The organism is Streptococcus mitis, from assembly GCF_901542415.1.
Classification (GTDB): domain Bacteria; phylum Bacillota; class Bacilli; order Lactobacillales; family Streptococcaceae; genus Streptococcus; species Streptococcus mitis_BL.
In genome coordinates this window covers 451,982-470,456 of sequence record NZ_CABEHV010000004.1, presented here as the reverse complement: position 1 = coordinate 470,456, position 18,475 = coordinate 451,982, and the positions used below count along the sequence as shown (strand labels likewise).

Sequence of the window (18,475 nt, the reverse complement as noted above, 5' to 3'; positions counted from 1 at the left end):
TTCCCCTTGTAATTTCTTACAAGGGGAATTGTCTAAAAAACTAAATATTAGTCGTCATAGTCATAGTAAAATGATACTTGTTCCCCAAATTTAGTCCAAATCCAAGCCTCTGAAGTTTTTCCTGCAGGTGCTTCTCCTTTATCTGAATGACTATCCCATCTACTTGCGAGAGAAGAATAATGATATTTTTTACCATGATAGTAATTTGAAAAAGCCCAACCACCTCCTGAGCCTTCTCCGTATGTCCATACTCCTCCATCTGGATATTGTACAGCAGCTGATACGGCTCCCATTAATGTAAAGCTTGAAATAAGAGCTAGAGCGAGTAATCTATGTTTTTTCGTTTTCATTTTATTTTTCCTTTCAAAAAAAGCACACCCTGAGTAACAATGCGACAAAATAAATCCTCCTCTCTCTTTTTTTGAAACCGATTTCTTTATAGAACAATAATAACATTTTAACTATTATATGTCAATTAATTTTAAGTAAATCAGAAAATTTTTTTCAAATAAACTATTGTAACAATAAAAAAAATAGATGACTTACAGAACCTGTAAGCCACCCAGTCAGTCGGTTTATTCTGGTGTCTGCCACCGCTTGGCCCTTACGTCCAAGATTGCTATCGGATTTCGTTCTGGTGTCCGCCACCGCTTGGCCCTTACGTCCAAGATTGCTATCGGATTTCGTTCTGGTGTCCGCCACCGCTTGGCCCTTATGTCCAAGATTACTATCAGATTGACCATGAGCCGACCACTCATCTACACCATTATTCTAACGAATATGAGCTACAAACGCAAGAGAAAAACTTATTTTGGATTTATACACTATAAAAAACATACACTATCTTCAGATTGAACTTTTGTTCAAAATAAGCTATAATGAATTTAAGTAGAAACAGGAGGTAGAACAAATGGCTACAATCAGTTTAACACGTGATATAAAACTAACAAACGAAGATGCTCTAAAAATTCTTAATCATAAACCATCTAAAAAGCTACAAGCAGTCTTGAAATCTATTGAATCACAGGACGCTACCGCTCCAACGAAAAATAAACTCATTTCAAAGTATCTGTAAGATGACAATTCAAGTAACACCACTTAAGCAATATCTTGAAAATATTCAAGTGCTGGCTCCTGATAAAACTGAGAAACAAGTTCAGGAGCTATTTAAAACTATCATTTTAGAAAATGTTGATTTCAACGGTAATGAAGAGATGTTGACTTATCTATCTGATAAAGCTCCCAATTTTGAAAAACAACATAGTTCTCGTAATTTTATCGTTGAAGAAACTGAAACAAATAACATCATAGGATTCTTTAGTTTATCTCTCAAAGTTGTTGATATTTCTGATTTAGAGAAATCCTTAAAAAAGAAACTCGTCCTAAAAGGGAAAAGTCCCAAAAATATTGATTATCTCCCTGTGTTACTTATCGGTCAATTCGGCAAAAACACAAAGCTAAATAAACTATCAGGACAAGAGTTATTTGAAATTGTAATTCAAAAAATTGAAGAATTTCGAGCAATTGTAGGAACTCAGATGGTATTTTTAGATAGTATCAATCATCCTAAAGTCATTCAATTTTATGAACAGTTCGGATTTGTTGCTTACAGTCAATTGATTAAAGATGATCATCAAGTAAGTTATCAGCCTATGGCATTAAATATGTCACTCTATAAAAAATAAGAATCATGTCACCTAAACTGATGACATGATTCTTTTATTTCACCGTATAAGCAAAACTGATGGCACTATCTGCTTGAGAGATTTTTCTAAAGGTATAGTTAGGGTTGCCACCATAGTTAGTTTCAGACACAAGGAAAGAACCATCATCATATACTTTCTCGATAAAAGCCACATGACCGTAGATAGCTGGTGTACCATGTGTACCTCCTACAAAAGAAACAATAGCACCTGATCTTGGTATAGAGCCCGTTTCCCCTCCAAGACTTGAAGCTGTCGCAACCCAGTCCTGACCATTTCCCATGGTATTAATGATTGAAATCTTCTCTCCGTTTCTACCTTTTAGCTTTAATCCTAACTGGTTCATACGAGCCGCAACACCCCATGTACATTGTCCATAGGCATAGGCCATACCATCTCCACCACCAGGGACAGAATGATCATACAAGTCTCCACGAACCCCTTCAAGGGATTGCGGGTCACTCTTTGCCTGTCCTCCATTTGTTTGGCTAAAGCCTTTTTCAATTTGGTAATACCATTCCGTTGCTCTGGTTTGTCTTTCCAGTAGTTTGTCACCAGAATTTCCCTCCCAATAGGTAAGGAAGAGTTGGGCCAGATTGGCTGCACTGCCCGTATTTCCAAAGAAATCCTTTAACCAACTTTGATAGTAAGGACTATCCCCGTGAAGCATAAAATCAAGTTGGAGGTCTAAATCATACCACTTCTTATTTTTGGCGTGTGCATAATTCAACAAGGCTGTATGACGTGTTGAACCATCTGCAGTATCTGTCCATTGCCCTAACCCCAAACCTCTATGAAGGATATTAGGATAAGCACCACTATAAATGGCTGGTCCTCCTATCGCTAACCAGCTTTCATCATCCCATGAGGAATCGGTAGCGCCAACTGGAGGAGATAAATAATCTCCCTCAGCTCGTTTAGGATTGATAGAAGACTCTACCGACCAATTTCCTAAAATAGCCGCAATGGCTTGGGGACTTGCCCCTTGAGATTTCAAAAACTCATAAATATGTTTTGCTCGTTCAAACTCATCCCCACCAAACTGACCAATGGCAGGTAAGATAGTTGTCTGAAGTTGAATGACTTTGGGAAAATAAAATTGCGGATTGACATACACCAATTTTTCTTTCTTGTTCTTATACTTTTGATAGGAAACTTTCAAACCTGTATCGTCTGATGTTTCACCAATAATATCACCCGTTAGGACTCTTGTACCCTCAATCGCACGGCCATTATGAATAGAATACAAGGTCAATCGACTCTCATTCTCTCCTTTTCCGTTAGTGAGAATTATATTGTCACCATCTAGTGATACGACCCCATCCATTGGTGCGACAATCGTTTGGTGAGCCTTCGCTTCTAGTAGAATGTACTCCTGAAGAGTAGGTTTTCCGTCTAAATCATAGTATCCATAACGATAAATCATGGTTAGACTATCTTCGTTGCTTTTCCCCTCAAATGGATTGTCCAATTCCTGCATGGAAGCATAGACACCTTCTTCTTTTAGTTCCTTCATTTCCTCTTGATCGTCTTTCGATAGTTTATACTTAGGAGTTTCATAAAGGTCTTGCATGGATTTCAAATCATCCCCATCGTTTAAATCATGCCACAAAGTAGACAGATAATCCTTGTAAGTTTCGGAACTAAATAAGTGAACTGGTTTGTTTAACTCATAGTCATGGAATTTAAAGTTCATATACCCCATCACATCATCAACTTTTGTGTAATAAGTAATTCCTTTGTCATTTGTGCGAGTATGTTCTGCATCTTCCCAAGTTAGGTGGGTATAAGCTTTTGTTAATTCAAATTCATCTTGTTGAATCAAACTAGCAGATGAAAATCCTAAAAAGAAGCTCATCATAAGTAAGAGAAGAAAGACTAATCCTCCAACTATCCATGTTGCAGGATTTCCAGCCGCAAATGTAAAGAAGGAAAAGGCTGCTTTTAGTTTTTGATAGATATTTCGGACACTTGTAAGACCTTGTTTCTTTAATTTTCGAAACCGATTTTTAAAGGAGCTTGGATTATCTTTCGCTAGTTTCCATCCTTTTCCATCCTTAAAATGATGGTATCGCTCTTTTGTGTTGGTCAGTCTTTTCTTGGTAAAACGACCTGTTGCTTGTCCTGTTTTGACACTAGTTTTCCCAATGTTATAAGAAAGCCGACTGTAGCGTTTCCCTTTTCTAATGGTCTCTTGAAGTGTGCGATAGCCTTCTAAATCTTCATTTTCTGAAGCTAACTCTCCTCCTTCACGTCCAAGGACATAAAGAAAAGTTTTGGCTTTCCTACTGACTTTTTTGGACTTATAGGCTTGTTTAGTAGATTTTAGATTCTCTTTTGCGGCCTTGACTTCTTTCTTAGCTTTTAATTCTTCTAAACTCTTCCCTTGAAAGAAAAAATTAGATTTTGCTTTCGATTCCTGACCGTAGAGAAATTTTTGATTGGTTTTTCTTTCTTTACGACTCTCTTTTCTTTCTTCTTTTGCTTCTACCTTGGCTTCTCTAAATTGCTTCTTGGCTATTTTCAATCGTTTCCTAGCATGAGGCAATCGTCTATCTCTTAATTCTTTGCGATTCAAAAGAGATGGAGGACTATTTTGAAGAATATGATTGTAGTCTTCATTTGCTTGTTTTACTCTCTCCTTTGAAGCTTCTCTCATCTCCTCTAGCTTTTGCTTTATCTCTTTTTTCCATGCTTTATCATCCAGTACAGCGGAATCTTTTTTCTGTTTCCTCACCTCCTTCTTTCCTTTTTTCAAGAATTTTTTCTCATCTTTTAGGCTTCTTCTAAATGCCTTTCGGGCACGTATGATTTCTTTTTTATCCTTCATTTACCTTCCCCTTAATTAGAAGCCATTTTATCAGGATCCGTACTCATGATATCAAACAATTGAGTACCTTGAGGAATCTTATTTTTAAAGGGTACGACAACTGAACCAGCTTTTATCAGTCCTGCCCCTTTTTCTGGATTGACAAGGTATTTTTCGAGTTCTTTTGACAAGCCTAAGAGTTGAACTAGTTCTTCTCGGTCATTTTTTGCTTGCTTGAGGAGAATCATAAATTCACTATTTGCAATAATCCGTCTACCGTTTGGATCTAACAATAAGGTTTCGACATTTTGGGTTATCCCAGTCGGACTAGCTCCATATTTTCTGACACGACTCCACAATTTAAAGAAGAAATCACTGGCATATTTATCTAATAAGAGAAGCTGCATTTCATCAAAATAAATCCAGGTCTTCTTCCCTAATTTTTGATTCCGAACGACACGATTCCATATCTGATCAAAAACAACCATAAGGGCGATTTGTTTCAGCTCATCTCCTAACTTCTTAACGTTATAAATCAAGAAATTAGATCCTGTCTGAATATTGGTCTTATGAGAAAAAATATCAAGAGAACCTTCGACATACAGTTCCATATCAAGTGCCAAATTCTGCGCTTCTTCTTCTGGCTGTTGACTCAAGACAAAGACCCATTCTTCCAAAGAGGGCTCTTTAAATGACTGATAGGTGAGTCTGGTAACTCGGTCGATAATCGATTTTTCTCTTCCATCCATTTTTCTATCCAATAACTTGCCAATAAAGGATAAAAGAAATTCTGATTTTACCTTTACAGGATCTTCATCCATATTTTCTTCAGACAAGTCAAGGACATTGAGATATGTTTGGGAATCTGGCGCAATATCAATCATTTCTCCACCAAAAGCCCGTCCAATGACACTGTACTCTGCTTCTGGATCCACAATGATAATTTCAGTATTTTCACCAGATTCCTTGATTTTGGTCGTGATAATTTCATGCTTGGTTGCCATCCCTTTCCCAGCTCCTGATGTTCCTAAAATCAGACCAGACGGTGTATTTAATAGGCTACGATCAATGGTAATAATATTGCTTGAGATTTGATTGATACCGTAATATTTCCCACTACGGTCTTGTAAGTCTACTGAAGTCCAAGGAGAGTTCACTGCTACATTAGATGTTAATAAACTCCGTGATACTCCCTCTAAAAAATCACAACCAAATGGCAGCAAACTATTAAAAGCTGCTTCTTGCATATATGGAAGTTTATCAATCATTAGGTCGTTTGAGCCAGCCACTTGTTGGATCGTATCTAGGGCTTGTTTGAGTTCCTCTTCATCCTGACCAAAGACCCCAATCAAGAAGACCGTTTGAAACAGTTTATCTCCTGTCTCGGTCATGGTTTTTAAGAGTTCTTCAGCTTCATCGATATTGCTTTCTAAAACATGACCTACTTTTTCCAAATAGATACCTGTACGAGCTAGTTTTTGTTGTTCCCCAATCTTTTGGGATTCCATCAAGGTCTTCTTTGTTCTTAGTTTCTTCATAGCATCTGCCTTAGTCGAACTTTGAGCATGAAGGCTTACAATCAATTCCAAATCTCCTTGCATGAGGTCTCGGATAAACTGATCACCTAATTCCATGCCGTAGTCTCTCACATAGACAATCTGCAATAAGCGGTCATTAATTTGTAGGTAATTCTTGTTTTTAAAATCCAAAAGGTTAGGAGCTATAAAGTGACGAGTTGTCTGACCCGATCTCGTTAAATCACGGTAAGAAAAAGGAAGATGGTGTTCTCCTCTAAGCATATCGGCCAACAAGTTGACACGGTCTTCTCCAGCCAAGGATTCAAAGCGAGCATCAATTTCTGAAAAACCACTCTTGAAATATTCTCCAATTTGAGACAAGGAACGATAGGCTTGTTTGGGATTAGAATCCTTTCTACCAAAGCTAATCAGTTTCACAGCTGAAAAGTTATTTTCACCACTGTCTAAATTCTGATTCATCATCCGATTCAATTCTTTACGATAGCTATCATATCCATCTTCTTTTTCCTCATACAAAACACTTTGTCTAAACTTTTCTAAATTCAATCTTTTATTAAAGATAGTCAATTGGAAGTTGGTTTGGTCATCTAGGGAGTTAATCAAATCAGAATACTTCTCAATGATTGCGCCCTTATCTTCTAAACCAACGGTCTGGTAATTGACATCACCAAGTAAATAGCTTTGTGAGAAATAATCTTCTTTTACCTGCATCAGACCATTTTGATACAGGGCTTGATAGGCAAGCGTATTAGCCGTTGATGGTAACACTTCCTCTTTTTTTCCTTTAACTACTTCTTTCTGATTAGTCATTGAAGTTTTTTGTTTCTTTAATGTATTTGATTTTCTTTTCATGTTCAGGTCCTTTCTTTCCTGTAATTGTGCGTAGGGGAACCGTTAATTCAAAATGAAGACGGTATTTCAAATAATGTTCAAAATATAAATCATTGGGTTTATAGACTCCAAAAAGCATTAGGGGGATGGTAAAAGCAAACACAAAACCGTAAACAAACCAATCTCCAAATTGCCAGAAAAAGAGATTCAAGCCCAAAACAATAATTGTGACAATAAAGGCTGGTAAAACAAAGATGATTTGTCTTGTGGTGAAACCTAACCAAGCCCTGTGTTGGTATTTTGAGATGTCTTTAAAGACACGTGTATTCATGACTTTCCTTTCTAAAAAGGCTAAGAAGCAATCACTTCCTAGCCTTTATCTAATTACATACCTAAGATTGAGCGAGCCGTACGTTGAGAACCAACGAGGGCAATAATCAGTAAGATAGCTTGTATTAAACTACCAAACATAATCGCAAGTGATTGCAAGACTCCTGCACCATTTGAAACAGCTATTTTCCCAGCAGATTCAAACAAAGGAACAAGAGAAACAATCAGAAAAATAAGAACCCCTTGTACCGCATAGACCATAATATTTTTTAAATAGCCAATACCAATAGACTTCCACTCATCACTTAAAAATGTTGGAATCGTAAGAGGGGCAAATGGAATCATAAGGTAAAGTTGAATAAATCGAATGGATACCAAAAGATTGACCATGGCTGCACTTACTATCCGAACAAGCCAAATGAGGAGGGCGAAAAAGCCTACAATCATCCGGCCAATAAATCCTGAACCTTTTAATCCAGAGATGGTATCATACTTTGCCCCACCGTGAGCCACAATCGAAGCCACTTGTTCAATGGCATGACTCGCAATCCCGATGATGGCTTCTACAATGACGGTAGTGTTGGTAATTACAACTGCGACCATAATATAACTAATCAACATCGGCGCTAATGCTTCAAAGGTCATCGCTCCACCTGAGTTAGCAATTTTCTTTGCCATCTTCGAAAATTCTAAGATGAGAACAACTGATAAAATCGCAACTCCAAGGGGCTGCATGACACTTTTAGTAATACTAGACATATAAGTCCAAACTGTTGGATTGTAGCTAGATAGGGATTTAATCAAATCTACCGTAGATTGTAAATCTACATTAAACCCTTCAAATAAATTTTCAGCTGATATTTTTTCAGATGCAAGGTAAACAAAGGGTGAGACTAAACTAAGATTCATGTCATTGTTTATCCTCCTAAATTGAAATCTGGGTTACAAAGGCTCCAGCAGCCCCGACCATAACACCACCGACAATTTCCAGAATGGCATTCCGAACACCTGGTCCACCGTCTTTAATGTTGGTTGCAAGGTTGACAATCCCTACAACAACGAGAAAGACACCAACCGCAATCAATCCCTTCTGTAACAAAGACATAGCTTGTGCAAACATGGCACTAGCGTCTACTCCATAAACAAAACCTTTAAAATGCGTAATCATCTATTTCCTCTTTTCTATTTTTATTTTAAACTAGATTCAAAAGTTAAATCACGAATTCTAAAGCCTTCAAGATGATTTTCTTGTCTTTGATTCAAAGGATTGATTTGATAGTTCCACCACCGTTCATCGGTTTCTTGATTGGCTAGGTATTTCCAGTTTGGATGCTTAGTTGAATTGTACTTTTTGCTTTTAAAGACAGGCATATTAGCAATTCGAACCAAGCATTCATGCCGTTTCATATTTCCGACTTCATCAGGTGTCATTAAATCACGAGCAATCTTTTGATGAGAAAGGGATCCTGAACCTGTCTGGCCAAAGGAACGACTCGTATTTCGAACATCAATGGTTTGTTTACCGAGTAATCCACTCATAAACTTAAAGGTATCTTCATCATTACCACCTAAGTAGACTAAGCTATCACAGTTCCCAAGAATGGTTTTCCAAGCCTCTTTTTCTTTATAGAGCCCTTGAAGTTGGGCAATATTTTGAAGAATAGGAACGAGACTCATATTTCGAGAACGGACTGTTGAGGTTTGTTCAGCAAAATCTGGAATTTCTCCGATATTTGCGAACTCATCTAAATAGACTCTCACATGAAGAGGTAATTGACCCTTAAAATCAATATCTGCTTGTCTTGTTAGGGTTTGAAATACGGTTGAAAAAAAGAGGGCTGAAAGAAAGCGAAAGGTACTATCGTTATCTGGGATAACTAAGTAAATCATTGATTTTTCCTTGCCCCACGTCTTCATATCAAGGGTATCTCTTTTGGTCAAATCCATAACACTTTGAATATTGAAGAGGGCAAATTTAGCAGTGGTTACAGCAACAACAGAATCCAGAGTCTTATCCTTATAATTTTGGAAATCTGCCCAATTTCGCATGGTAAAATTTTCAGTCCCATACTTTTTAGCATAATTTTCAAATAGAATTTCTAAGACACTTTTTTCTTGGTTTTCACCCTTGGATAAGTGTTTAATGAGTTTTGAGATTTCAGCAAAACTTGGATAACGCCCTCGTTTTTTTCGCTCTTCCACTTCTTTTTTTTGACGTTTCAACAAGTTTTGGTATTCTTTTTGACTTAAACGACTTTCTTCTATGAGCTGTTCTCTTGTTTTGGGTGGATTATAGAAATCGACCAAGTAGGAGGCTAAAGCTCGTACCAAAGTCATAGAAGCTTCATCCCAAAATGGGTCACTTCGGGAGCCAGAACCTTTGGTGTTATTAAAATAAACCGTCAGCATGCGATTCAAATCATTTTCTGTCTCTATATAGCGAAAAGGATTGAAGCCATCTGAGTTCTTCATATTGACTAAATCTAACACCTTTACTTGGTAGCCATGTTCTAAAAAGAGTTTGCCTGTTTTCTCGGCCAAGTGATCTTTAGGATCCACGACAATATTTGAACTATTCATCTGAATCAGATTGGGTTTCACAAAGCGAAATGTCTTCCCACTTCCTGAACCTCCTATTACCGCAATATTCTTATTTCTATCATATTGGGGTGGTTTTTTATCTAATAATGTCAGACGAACATCTTGTGCTAAGATCGTATCATGAGAAAATTCCTTACCGTAAAAGAGCTTCTTTTCTTTTAGAGTTCCAAAACGGGCGCTCCCGTATTCTACTCCTTCTCGGTATTGTTTTTTACCAGTCTCTAGATAGAGATAAACTAGTAACATCATCACAAAACCTAGTAGAAAAAAAGCACTTGATTTTCCAGTAAAGGAAACATTCCATGGCGACTGAATAACTTCATCTTGACCTTCCATCAGGAGATGAGTCCATTTATCTAAGCTATTTCCAGTATAGGAATCATACAAAAGCGTCAAACGATGAAAAAGATAGCCTAGTAAGATGCCTAACAGTGAGAATAGTAGGAATTTCTTTCCACTGTACATCATCTCACCATCTCTTTCTGTTTGACGGCTCCTTCTTGTCTAAAGGTAATTTGGGATTTAGCTTCATCAATAGCATCGTCTAATGACTGATCCATGGTAAAATCAGCTAATTTCTCCGGATCATTAACCATTTTTTCTAACAGATGGTCTAAATGATTGTCTAGAATCGAACGGTCTTTCGTGTAGAAATGTAGAGAATCCCCTTGCCAAGCGAGGGCTAAAGGAATCTCTTCTTTTTCTAAAAAAGACTTAAATTTCTCTATATCAATTGGTTTGTCTAAAAAATCTTTTTTCAGATTAATCGTATCAATCGAATAAGGAGATTGTAGCAATTCTTCTAATTTCTGCACTCCTATCTTATAGGCGGAATCCTGTGCTAAAGCCTGACGTCTAGACCATTCTAGAATCTTTAAAAGACTTCTTACAGTAAATAAAAGACTACGCTCTGCATATTGAACTGCCATTCGTTCCTGTTGTTCAGAGGACATCTGATGCCTCCTTCTTAACAAATAGCAGCTTTCCTTCTTTATAACGATAAGCTATCAATTTCTGACGTTGCTTAATCGACTTGACAACCTGCAGTAGATCTCTCGAATAAGGTTCTCGAAGAGTAACTTCTACTGCTTTCCCATCAACGATACCAACGCGTTTAAATTCAATGTAGTCTTTTTTGAGATGTCCTAAGCCCATACCAAAGGGAAAGTGATGAATCAATTGGATGGTACAACCACCTTTATTTCCCATTTGTTTCAAATCATACAAGTTTACTACTTTCATGATTAACTCCTTTATCTAGTTTGTCGCATCGTTTAAGTCTGGTAACGATAAACTCCGTGTCTGTTAGAAAATTCTCACACACGTCTTGTGCCAGTTGCCCTTCACAGGGAAATACTCTCAGTCCCTACTTACACAGGCACGCTAATCAAGACGGAGTGGATTCAATTTTCAAAGAACAGGTATCTTTATTATAGATAAGAGTAGTTGAAATTTTTATCACATCTTTGGAGTTGTTGGAATAATCAGGTAAGTACTAATTTCTAGCTCCTCTCACAACACCCTACATACCTTCTATGTTTTATGAACAGTAGCTATCATTTACATTTTCAAACTACCATTCTATCAGACTAGAAGTCAAAATAGACGCATCTACTTCGAGAGATACTCATTTAATGGTTCAGCAATTCGCTCTACATCCGTTACAGAAATTTCATCACTATCACTTCTCATGATTTGTTATTAGTTCACTTTGAGGGGCTTGCTCATGAAACCAAACAGCGTAAGTCGTAAAAGAAAAAAGCAGTACAAGATTGAACTGCTTTTACGGATTCAGATAAAATAACTTTAAAATATAGAAGATATCTATTGACTGTAACTATAATTGATTTAAATTTATAACTTCATCTGCTTGATTCCAAATATCGGGATTATGAGTTGCAATGATGATTAGACGATTTTCATTTTTCATATCTAATAATAATTTCATAATTCCTTGTGAAGTCGTAGGATCGAGCGATGCAGTCAACTCATCCGCAAGTATTAATGGTGGATTTTTAAGAATGATTTTCGCTAAAGCAACACGTTGTCCTTCACCGCCAGACAATTCATATATCTTTTGTTCCAGATGAATATGAGTTAGACCAACTCTTGCTAATACATCTTTTTTTAACTTATCTTTTTCTATATACTTACATTTAAGATTTACTAATCCTAAATCTAGATTAGTAGAAACATTTTCATTATCTAACAAACCAAAATTTTGAAAAAGATATCCTGATACTGTCAATAAAAAAGCTTAGAAAGTCTTAAAGCCTTATCCAAGCTGATATTTGTTCATCTAATTAATAATCTAAATAAAGGATCTACTTCACTTTCATAATACGAACTAAATTGGCTCTTTCTGCCTCCTCTAGTTTCAATTCTATATAATGAATAGTTTCCGACAAGTTTGGAATAATCGAGTATTCTAAACCATTTACACGTCTACGTGTTTTTTCTATTTCATCAGCCATTAACTGACACGTTTTTTCAACTTCTGCCAGTCTTAGTAATTTATCAATTAAACTATTCATTGTAGCAAATACATCATCCATTTCACTATTAGAAGATAAATAGCTGTATTCACTGTTCTCATTTTGAGAAGTAATATTCATATGCATTCTAGGAACTGTTACACTCATGATATTTTCTTTCTCAACAAATAATTCAATTTCTTTCGATGGAATTGAAAATAATTCCTCCACCATTTGAGAATTCTTTAATGATTTAGCAACTGCAAAGGATTTTAGATTATCAATTAGATAACTTTCTACTTCTTTCCGAAGTTGATTATTCTCACGAATCAAAGAAATAAATCGCCTCATCAATTCATCTCTTTTATCCTTTAATAACTTATGTCCACGTTCAGCTGTTTTCAAACGTTCCTTTAAGTTATTCAATTCCATACGAGTTGGTTTTACATTCAAACGTACCATCGATAATCACTCCATTTCCGGATTAAACTTCTACCAAAGGTAAGTATTTATCAAGCAAATCATCTTTGATACGTTTTAACTCTGTTCTAGGAAGAATTGATAGTAATTCCCACCCAAGATTCAACGTATCTTCTATATTTCGATTTTTATAAAATCCTTGGTTTATGTACTCTTCTTCAAAACGCTTTGTAAACCTCACATACAATTTATCTACATCAGATAAAGCCGATTCTCCTAATACTACTGCTAACTCTTCAACCTTTTTCCCTTGGGCATAGGCTGCAAACAGTTGATTCATAGTTGGAGCATGATCTCCACGAGTTTTACCTTCTCCAGATCCCTTATCTTTTAATCGAGAGAGAGAAGGTAAAACATTGATTGGTGGACGATAACCTTGATTATACAACTCATGCGACAAAATAATTTGCCCTTCAGTAATGTATCCAGTTAAATCCGGAATTGGATGTGTTATGTCATCTTCTGGCATTGTTAAAATAGGAATCTGTGTCACCGAACCTTTTTTACCAACTAAGCGACCAGCCCTTTCGTATAGAGTTGATAAATTTGTATATAAATATCCCGGATAGCCTCGTCTCCCTGGAACTTCACGGCGAGCTGCCGAGACTTCACGTAACGCTTCACAATAGTTAGTCATATCCGTCATGATAACTAGAACGTGCATATCTTTTTCAAAAGCTAGATACTCTGCCGCAGTTAAAGCAATGCGGGGAGTTGCAATACGCTCAATTGCAGGATCATTTGCCAAGTTCATAAATAAAACCGAACGATCGATTGCTCCTGTTTTTCTGAGTTCTTCCATAAAAAACTCAGCTTCTTCAAAAGTAATACCCATTGCTGCAAATACAACCGCAAAATTTTCATCAGAATTTAAAACAGTCGCTTGTCTTGCTATCTGAGCAGCTAATTCATTATGAGGTAAGCCCGAACCTGAAAATACTGGTAATTTTTGACCACGTACAAGAGTATTCAAATGATCAATAGAGGAGATCCCTGTCTGAATAAATTCATCTGGATAATCTCTAGATACAGGATTAATAGCTTGACCATCAATATCTAAATATTTCTCTGGAATTAAATCTGGTCCACCATCAATTGGTTTTCCCATCCCATTAAAAATACGACCAACCATATCCTCAGATACAGCCAATTCTAATGCATGACCAGCAAAACGAATTTTAGACTTTTCTAAATTTATTCCACTAGATCCTTCAAAAAGCTGAACCATTGCTTTATCTTCGTGGATTTCTAAAACTTGTCCACGACGAATTTCTCCATTATGAAGTTGAATTTCAACTAACTCATTGTAAGACACATTATTTACTTGTTCAACAATCATAAGAGGCCCAACAACTTCACTAGCAGTTCTGTATTCTTTTATAACACTCATTTATAGACCTCCTGTTTCTAATATCAAATGAATTTGATGTGTAATCTCATTTGATATAATTTTGATTTCATCTAATCTATCTTCTGAAACATATTTACTTCTCGCCATACGGTCTCGAACTGCCACGGTACCTTCCATAATCTCTGTAAAGTAAGAACCCAACTCTAAAGCATGATTTGCCTGATCAGCAAAAGTTAGGATATTACTTAGCATTGCTTCTTGTTTTGCAAACGAAGTGAATGTATCTACCGAATCAAAAGCGTTCTGTTGCAAATAATCTTCTCGAATTTGTTTAGCAATTTCCATCGTTAGTCGTTCATTATCAGACAGAGAATCAATCCCAACAAGACGAACAATTTCCTCTAAACTAGATTCCCGTTGTAAGTAGTTCATCGCACGAGTTATTTTACTATTCCAATCTGTCTTCTCTTTACCATCTATATAAGTGCCCACACTGTCTTTATATAGTGAATAAGATGTAAGCCAGTTAATTGCAGGAAAATGACGTCGCTGTGCCAACGGAGCATCAAGCCCCCAAAAAACTTTCACAATCCGTAAAGTGTTTTGAGTAACTGGTTCTGAAATATCTCCACCAGGTGGCGATACAGCTCCAATAGCAGTAATCGTTCCTTCACGTTCTGGAAGCCCTAGAACCTGAGAACGTCCTGCTCTTTCATAATATTCAGAGATACGACTTCCCAGATAAGCAGGATAACCCTCATCACCAGGCATTTCTTCTAGACGTCCTGACATTTCACGTAGCGCTTCTGCCCAACGTGAAGTTGAATCAGCCATAATGGCGACAGAGTAGCCCATATCACGAAAATACTCAGCCATGGTAATTCCTGTATAAATTGAAGCCTCACGAGCAGCAACAGGCATATTTGAAGTATTAGCAATCAGAACTGTCCGTTGCATAATTGATTGTCCGGTATTAGGGTCAATCAACTCAGGAAACTCATTCAGTACATCCGTCATTTCATTTCCACGTTCTCCACAACCAACATAAATAACAATATCAACATTGGCAAATTTAGCTACTTGGTGTTGTACAACTGTCTTTCCTGCTCCAAACGGTCCAGGAACTGCTGCAGCTCCCCCTTTGGTTACTGGAAAGAATGTATCAATAACTCGTTGACCTGTGATTAATGGTTCTTCTGGAATTAAACGTTTAGAAACAGGACGCGCCTTGCGGACAGGCCATTTTTGCATAAGCGTTCCTTTATAGAAACTACCGTCCAATTTTTTTATTTCATATACAACTTCATCAATTGTAAAATCGCCAGATGAAATAGAAACGACTTCTCCAGATACTCCATAAGGAACCATAATTTTATGATTAACTACCTCGGTTTCCTTGACAGTTCCAAGAATATCACCCGTACTCACTTTTTGACCAATTGCTATAGTGGAATCAAAATGCCACTTAATATCTCTATCCAAACTTGGAACTTCTACCCCACGAACTAGAAAATCATTATGAGTAGCCAATTTAAATCGATCTAATGGGCGTTGTATGCCATCAAACATTTGAGAAATCAATCCTGGCCCTAATTCAACCGAGAGAGGTTCTCCAGTTGTAACAACAGGTTCTCCCGGACCAAGACCAGATGTTTCTTCATAGACTTGGATAGATGCCTGATCTCTTCTCATTTCAATAATTTCACCGATTAACCCTAGCTTACCTACACGGCAAATATCTTGAATATTAGCCTCCTGCATACCTGATGCAATAACTAGAGGTCCCGATACTTTTATAATCTTCCCTTGAGTCAAAGTTATTCTCCTTACTAAGTCCAAAAATTATAGAATAATATTACAGACAATTTTGTACATTATTATAAAATATTGTGTCCTACTGCTTTCTCTACATTATCCTCTATACGTTTTAATCCTAAATTTAAACCTTGTTTATGAGTCGGTAATAAAATAATAGCAGGCACAACTTGAGAATCATAATGGCGAATTGTATCTAATATCATTGAAGCAATGTCTTCAGTGATATAAATGACACCATAATCAGATTGAGCTAATTTTCTTAGAGTATTTGTAGCTTCTTGTTCTTGATAGGCAGGAAATATATCAAACCCAATCATGCTAAAGGGTAAAATAATATCATAGCTACCAATTATGCCAATTTTATACTTATTAGCTTCCATAATGCGGGCGTATCCTTTCTTTTATTGATTCAAAAGGAATTGTATTTTGAAGAGCTGATATGATCATTCTAAGATTCTTTACTTCAAACTCACATCCCAATAAATATCTAGCAAGAACTAACGGCCCATCTACATTATACCTTCCTTGATCTAAAGTTTTATACAATAGTAAATCACATAAAAATTCTAACTCAGAAGATGAAATTGTTGCGTCCTGCATCTTCAATTCGTAAGTTGAAAAGATTGAATCTAAGCTTAGATTTATTTTATTGAACCACACAAATATTTCTTGATTTTCTACAATGTATATAAATTCTTTAGCAGAAATACTTCCTTCATCTGAAAGTAATTGTAAAATATCCCCATGACTCTTATTTTGAGATAAACCACGTTTTACAGTAATAATATTATAAAAGTCAATCATTGCAACAATAACCTGAGACAGCACCCCACCTAACTCATTAGATAAAAGTTTCAGATGTTTAAAATATGCTAGATCAGCTCCGACATCAAGTACACGAATATTATTAAAAGTTTCATACTCATTCCAAATTGATTCTACTTCATGAACCATAAAATCAGGAAGTGTATCTGAATGTAAGGAAGAAACTAAATGTTTTAAACTTTCTATATCAAAAATCCCTATTGGAATTAATAATTTAGAAAAATCTTTCTTAATTGCCGCCTTAGATTTTAATAAAACTTTGATATTATGATAAACATATCGTAAAGCAAATAAAGTCACAATTTTATCAGACGGACTTTCAGCATAGGCCCATCTATAATCATTGACTAATTTTGTCATTAGCGAAATCTCTGTCTGACTAGGATTTTCTAAAACGTCAATAGATAAATGATAGGGAGTTGCTTCTAAGATAAATGCCAATGTCTCCGTATCTTTGGATTGTATAATTTTTTGAAATTTTTCTTCTGTAATAAAATCGTTTTCTTTTACCGAAATCGTCGTATTTATTTTTGAAAAAAGATTAGTATCCATAAAATACCTTTCTAATTTTATTGGAATACTCCAAATTTCTAAGAAGAATTAACCAATTTCATCCTTAATTGATAAAAATTTGATTTGCGATACTTGAACTTTCTTCCTTAGAAATCGAACCAATTAATGTTTTATACAAATAGTTATCATCAATTTTACCTATTGAAATAAGTAAGCCTGATTCATTTGAGACAGGCTGTTCACTAAATAAATGATTTGGAAAAGAGAATTTCAATTTCTCTAATTGTTCCAAATTGAATTTAGCTAAAGTCCGCTCCCCAAAAGTTACTATGACCTCTTGTTGTGAATATCGTTCCAGAATTCGATAGATGAACTCCATTTCTTTATCTGCATTCCAAGATTCCATTTCTATTAAAGCAGATTGAAAAAGTTCTTTTAATATTTTCTGTTTTGATACTAACGTTGATTGGCGTTCCTTATTTTTTAATTGTTGAAAAATTATTTGATATTTCTGCTGTAAATCTTTTAACTTTCGTTCATGTTCAGCTTCTTTTTTCTTTACAATGATCGACTTTTGCATTTCAAATTCATCATCAATCTTCTTTTTGGAATCCAATAATTTCATACGCCCTTTTTCATGAGCTTGTTCAATAACAGATTCTCGTAAGTTTTCTAAATTGCTCATTTAGACACCTCCTTTGAATAGCAAATTAATTTCTTATACACGAAGGGTCAAAATGAATGATACGACAAAGGCAAGAATTGCATAGGTTTCTACCATGGCAGCCAAAATTGCTCCCTTCATGAATTCTTTTGGTCTTTTAGCCAAGATTTGCATTCCCGCTACTGCTACATTTCCTTGATGCTTAGCCGAAAAGTATCCTACAATAGCAATTGGAAGAGCTACAAAGAAATAAGCAACGCCTTTTTCCAAAGGAAGTTCTGGAGTTAATTGCAACCAAATTAAAATTCCAATAACAAAACCATATAATCCTTGTGTTCCGGGCAGTAGTTGCAATATCAAAGCTGAGGCAAATTTTTCTGGCTGTTCTTTCAGTAAAGCTGCGGCAGATTGCCCAGCCTTACCAACTCCATAAGCAGACCCCATACCGCTTAATCCAACCGCCAATACAATTCCCAATGCAGCGAAGAAAGCTCCTCCATAGGTTGAAAAATAAGTTGCTAAATGTTCCATTATATAT

General features: G+C 36.1%; 19 protein-coding genes and 1 pseudogene. 3 read left to right on the top strand and 17 right to left on the bottom strand.

All coding sequences use genetic code 11. The features are described 5' to 3' along the window. Positions 1-47 precede the first annotated feature (47 nt). Positions 48-350 (bottom strand): lactococcin 972 family bacteriocin, encoded by a 303-nt coding sequence (locus FQT24_RS02605; RefSeq protein ID WP_185952535.1) that lies wholly within the window; start codon positions 348-350, stop codon positions 48-50. 187 nt (positions 351-537) lie between these two features. Between FQT24_RS02605 and FQT24_RS10845 the strand changes: the two genes are divergently transcribed. From FQT24_RS10845 to FQT24_RS02595, 3 genes are read left to right on the top strand one after another with little or no spacing between them, the layout of a single operon-like run. Next, positions 538-855, top strand: coding sequence for a hypothetical protein (locus FQT24_RS10845; protein ID WP_185952534.1), 318 nt, complete (start codon positions 538-540; stop codon positions 853-855). Between the two features lie 55 nt (positions 856-910). Continuing rightward, positions 911-1,075, top strand: a complete 165-nt coding sequence (locus FQT24_RS10840; RefSeq protein ID WP_000201399.1) for a hypothetical protein — start codon at positions 911-913, stop codon at positions 1,073-1,075. Position 1,076: 1 nt separating this feature from the next. Continuing rightward, entirely contained in the window at positions 1,077-1,685 is a 609-nt protein-coding gene (locus tag FQT24_RS02595) for a hypothetical protein (RefSeq protein ID WP_143952090.1), read from the top strand. Between the two features lie 34 nt (positions 1,686-1,719). On the opposite strand, the gene FQT24_RS02590 is transcribed toward FQT24_RS02595, so the two are convergent. The 16 genes and pseudogenes from FQT24_RS02590 to FQT24_RS02515 all read right to left on the bottom strand — a co-directional run bounded on the left by FQT24_RS02590 (position 1,720) and on the right by FQT24_RS02515 (position 18,468). Beyond that, the gene (locus FQT24_RS02590; RefSeq protein WP_143952089.1) at positions 1,720-4,533 is read right to left on the bottom strand and encodes a phage tail tip lysozyme; all 2,814 of its coding nucleotides are present in this window, start codon (positions 4,531-4,533) and stop codon (positions 1,720-1,722) included. Positions 4,534-4,544: 11 nt separating this feature from the next. Beyond that, on the bottom strand, positions 4,545-6,902 hold the full coding sequence (locus FQT24_RS02585) for a VirB4-like conjugal transfer ATPase, CD1110 family (protein WP_185952533.1): 2,358 nt from the start codon (positions 6,900-6,902) through the stop codon (positions 4,545-4,547). Next, on the bottom strand, positions 6,853-7,212 hold the full coding sequence (locus FQT24_RS02580; protein ID WP_001097589.1) for a PrgI family protein: 360 nt from the start codon (positions 7,210-7,212) through the stop codon (positions 6,853-6,855). Before FQT24_RS02580 ends, FQT24_RS02585 begins: the two co-directional genes overlap by 50 nt. Before the next feature lie 53 nt (positions 7,213-7,265). Continuing rightward, positions 7,266-8,120, bottom strand: a complete 855-nt coding sequence (locus tag FQT24_RS02575) for a VirB6/TrbL-like conjugal transfer protein, CD1112 family (RefSeq protein ID WP_001054256.1) — start codon at positions 8,118-8,120, stop codon at positions 7,266-7,268. A gap of 16 nt (positions 8,121-8,136) precedes the next feature. Beyond that, positions 8,137-8,379 (bottom strand): hypothetical protein, encoded by a 243-nt coding sequence (locus tag FQT24_RS02570; RefSeq protein ID WP_143952087.1) that lies wholly within the window; start codon positions 8,377-8,379, stop codon positions 8,137-8,139. A gap of 20 nt (positions 8,380-8,399) precedes the next feature. Further along, a complete protein-coding gene (locus tag FQT24_RS02565) occupies positions 8,400-10,277 on the bottom strand; it encodes a VirD4-like conjugal transfer protein, CD1115 family (protein ID WP_143953011.1) in 1,878 nt (625 codons plus the stop codon). Further along, positions 10,277-10,765, bottom strand: coding sequence for a hypothetical protein (locus FQT24_RS02560; RefSeq protein WP_061425195.1), 489 nt, complete (start codon positions 10,763-10,765; stop codon positions 10,277-10,279). The genes FQT24_RS02565 and FQT24_RS02560 overlap by 1 nt, the downstream gene beginning before the upstream one ends. Beyond that, positions 10,755-11,054: a hypothetical protein gene (locus FQT24_RS02555; protein WP_000869763.1), complete on the bottom strand. Its 300-nt coding sequence runs from the start codon at positions 11,052-11,054 to the stop codon at positions 10,755-10,757. Before FQT24_RS02555 ends, FQT24_RS02560 begins: the two co-directional genes overlap by 11 nt. A 595-nt stretch (positions 11,055-11,649) precedes the next feature. After that, positions 11,650-12,048: pseudogene (locus FQT24_RS02550) on the bottom strand (ATP-binding cassette domain-containing protein); the annotation flags it as partial. Positions 12,049-12,136: 88 nt separating this feature from the next. Beyond that, positions 12,137-12,748 (bottom strand): V-type ATP synthase subunit D, encoded by a 612-nt coding sequence (locus FQT24_RS02545; RefSeq protein ID WP_000251932.1) that lies wholly within the window; start codon positions 12,746-12,748, stop codon positions 12,137-12,139. 22 nt (positions 12,749-12,770) lie between these two features. Further along, entirely contained in the window at positions 12,771-14,156 is a 1,386-nt protein-coding gene (locus tag FQT24_RS02540) for a V-type ATP synthase subunit B (protein ID WP_000111248.1), read from the bottom strand. Then, entirely contained in the window at positions 14,157-15,932 is a 1,776-nt protein-coding gene (locus tag FQT24_RS02535; RefSeq protein ID WP_045611596.1) for a V-type ATP synthase subunit A, read from the bottom strand. Positions 15,933-15,994: 62 nt separating this feature from the next. Further along, entirely contained in the window at positions 15,995-16,315 is a 321-nt protein-coding gene (locus FQT24_RS02530) for a V-type ATP synthase subunit F (protein WP_045611598.1), read from the bottom strand. Further along, a complete protein-coding gene (locus FQT24_RS02525; protein WP_045611600.1) occupies positions 16,305-17,312 on the bottom strand; it encodes a V-type ATPase subunit in 1,008 nt (335 codons plus the stop codon). The genes FQT24_RS02530 and FQT24_RS02525 overlap by 11 nt, the downstream gene beginning before the upstream one ends. Before the next feature lie 64 nt (positions 17,313-17,376). After that, complete coding sequence (locus tag FQT24_RS02520; RefSeq protein WP_045611601.1) at positions 17,377-17,958, bottom strand: hypothetical protein; 582 nt, start codon at positions 17,956-17,958, stop codon at positions 17,377-17,379. A 33-nt stretch (positions 17,959-17,991) separates the two neighbouring features. Continuing rightward, positions 17,992-18,468: a V-type ATP synthase subunit K gene (locus FQT24_RS02515; protein WP_000400484.1), complete on the bottom strand. Its 477-nt coding sequence runs from the start codon at positions 18,466-18,468 to the stop codon at positions 17,992-17,994. Positions 18,469-18,475: the final 7 nt, after the last annotated feature.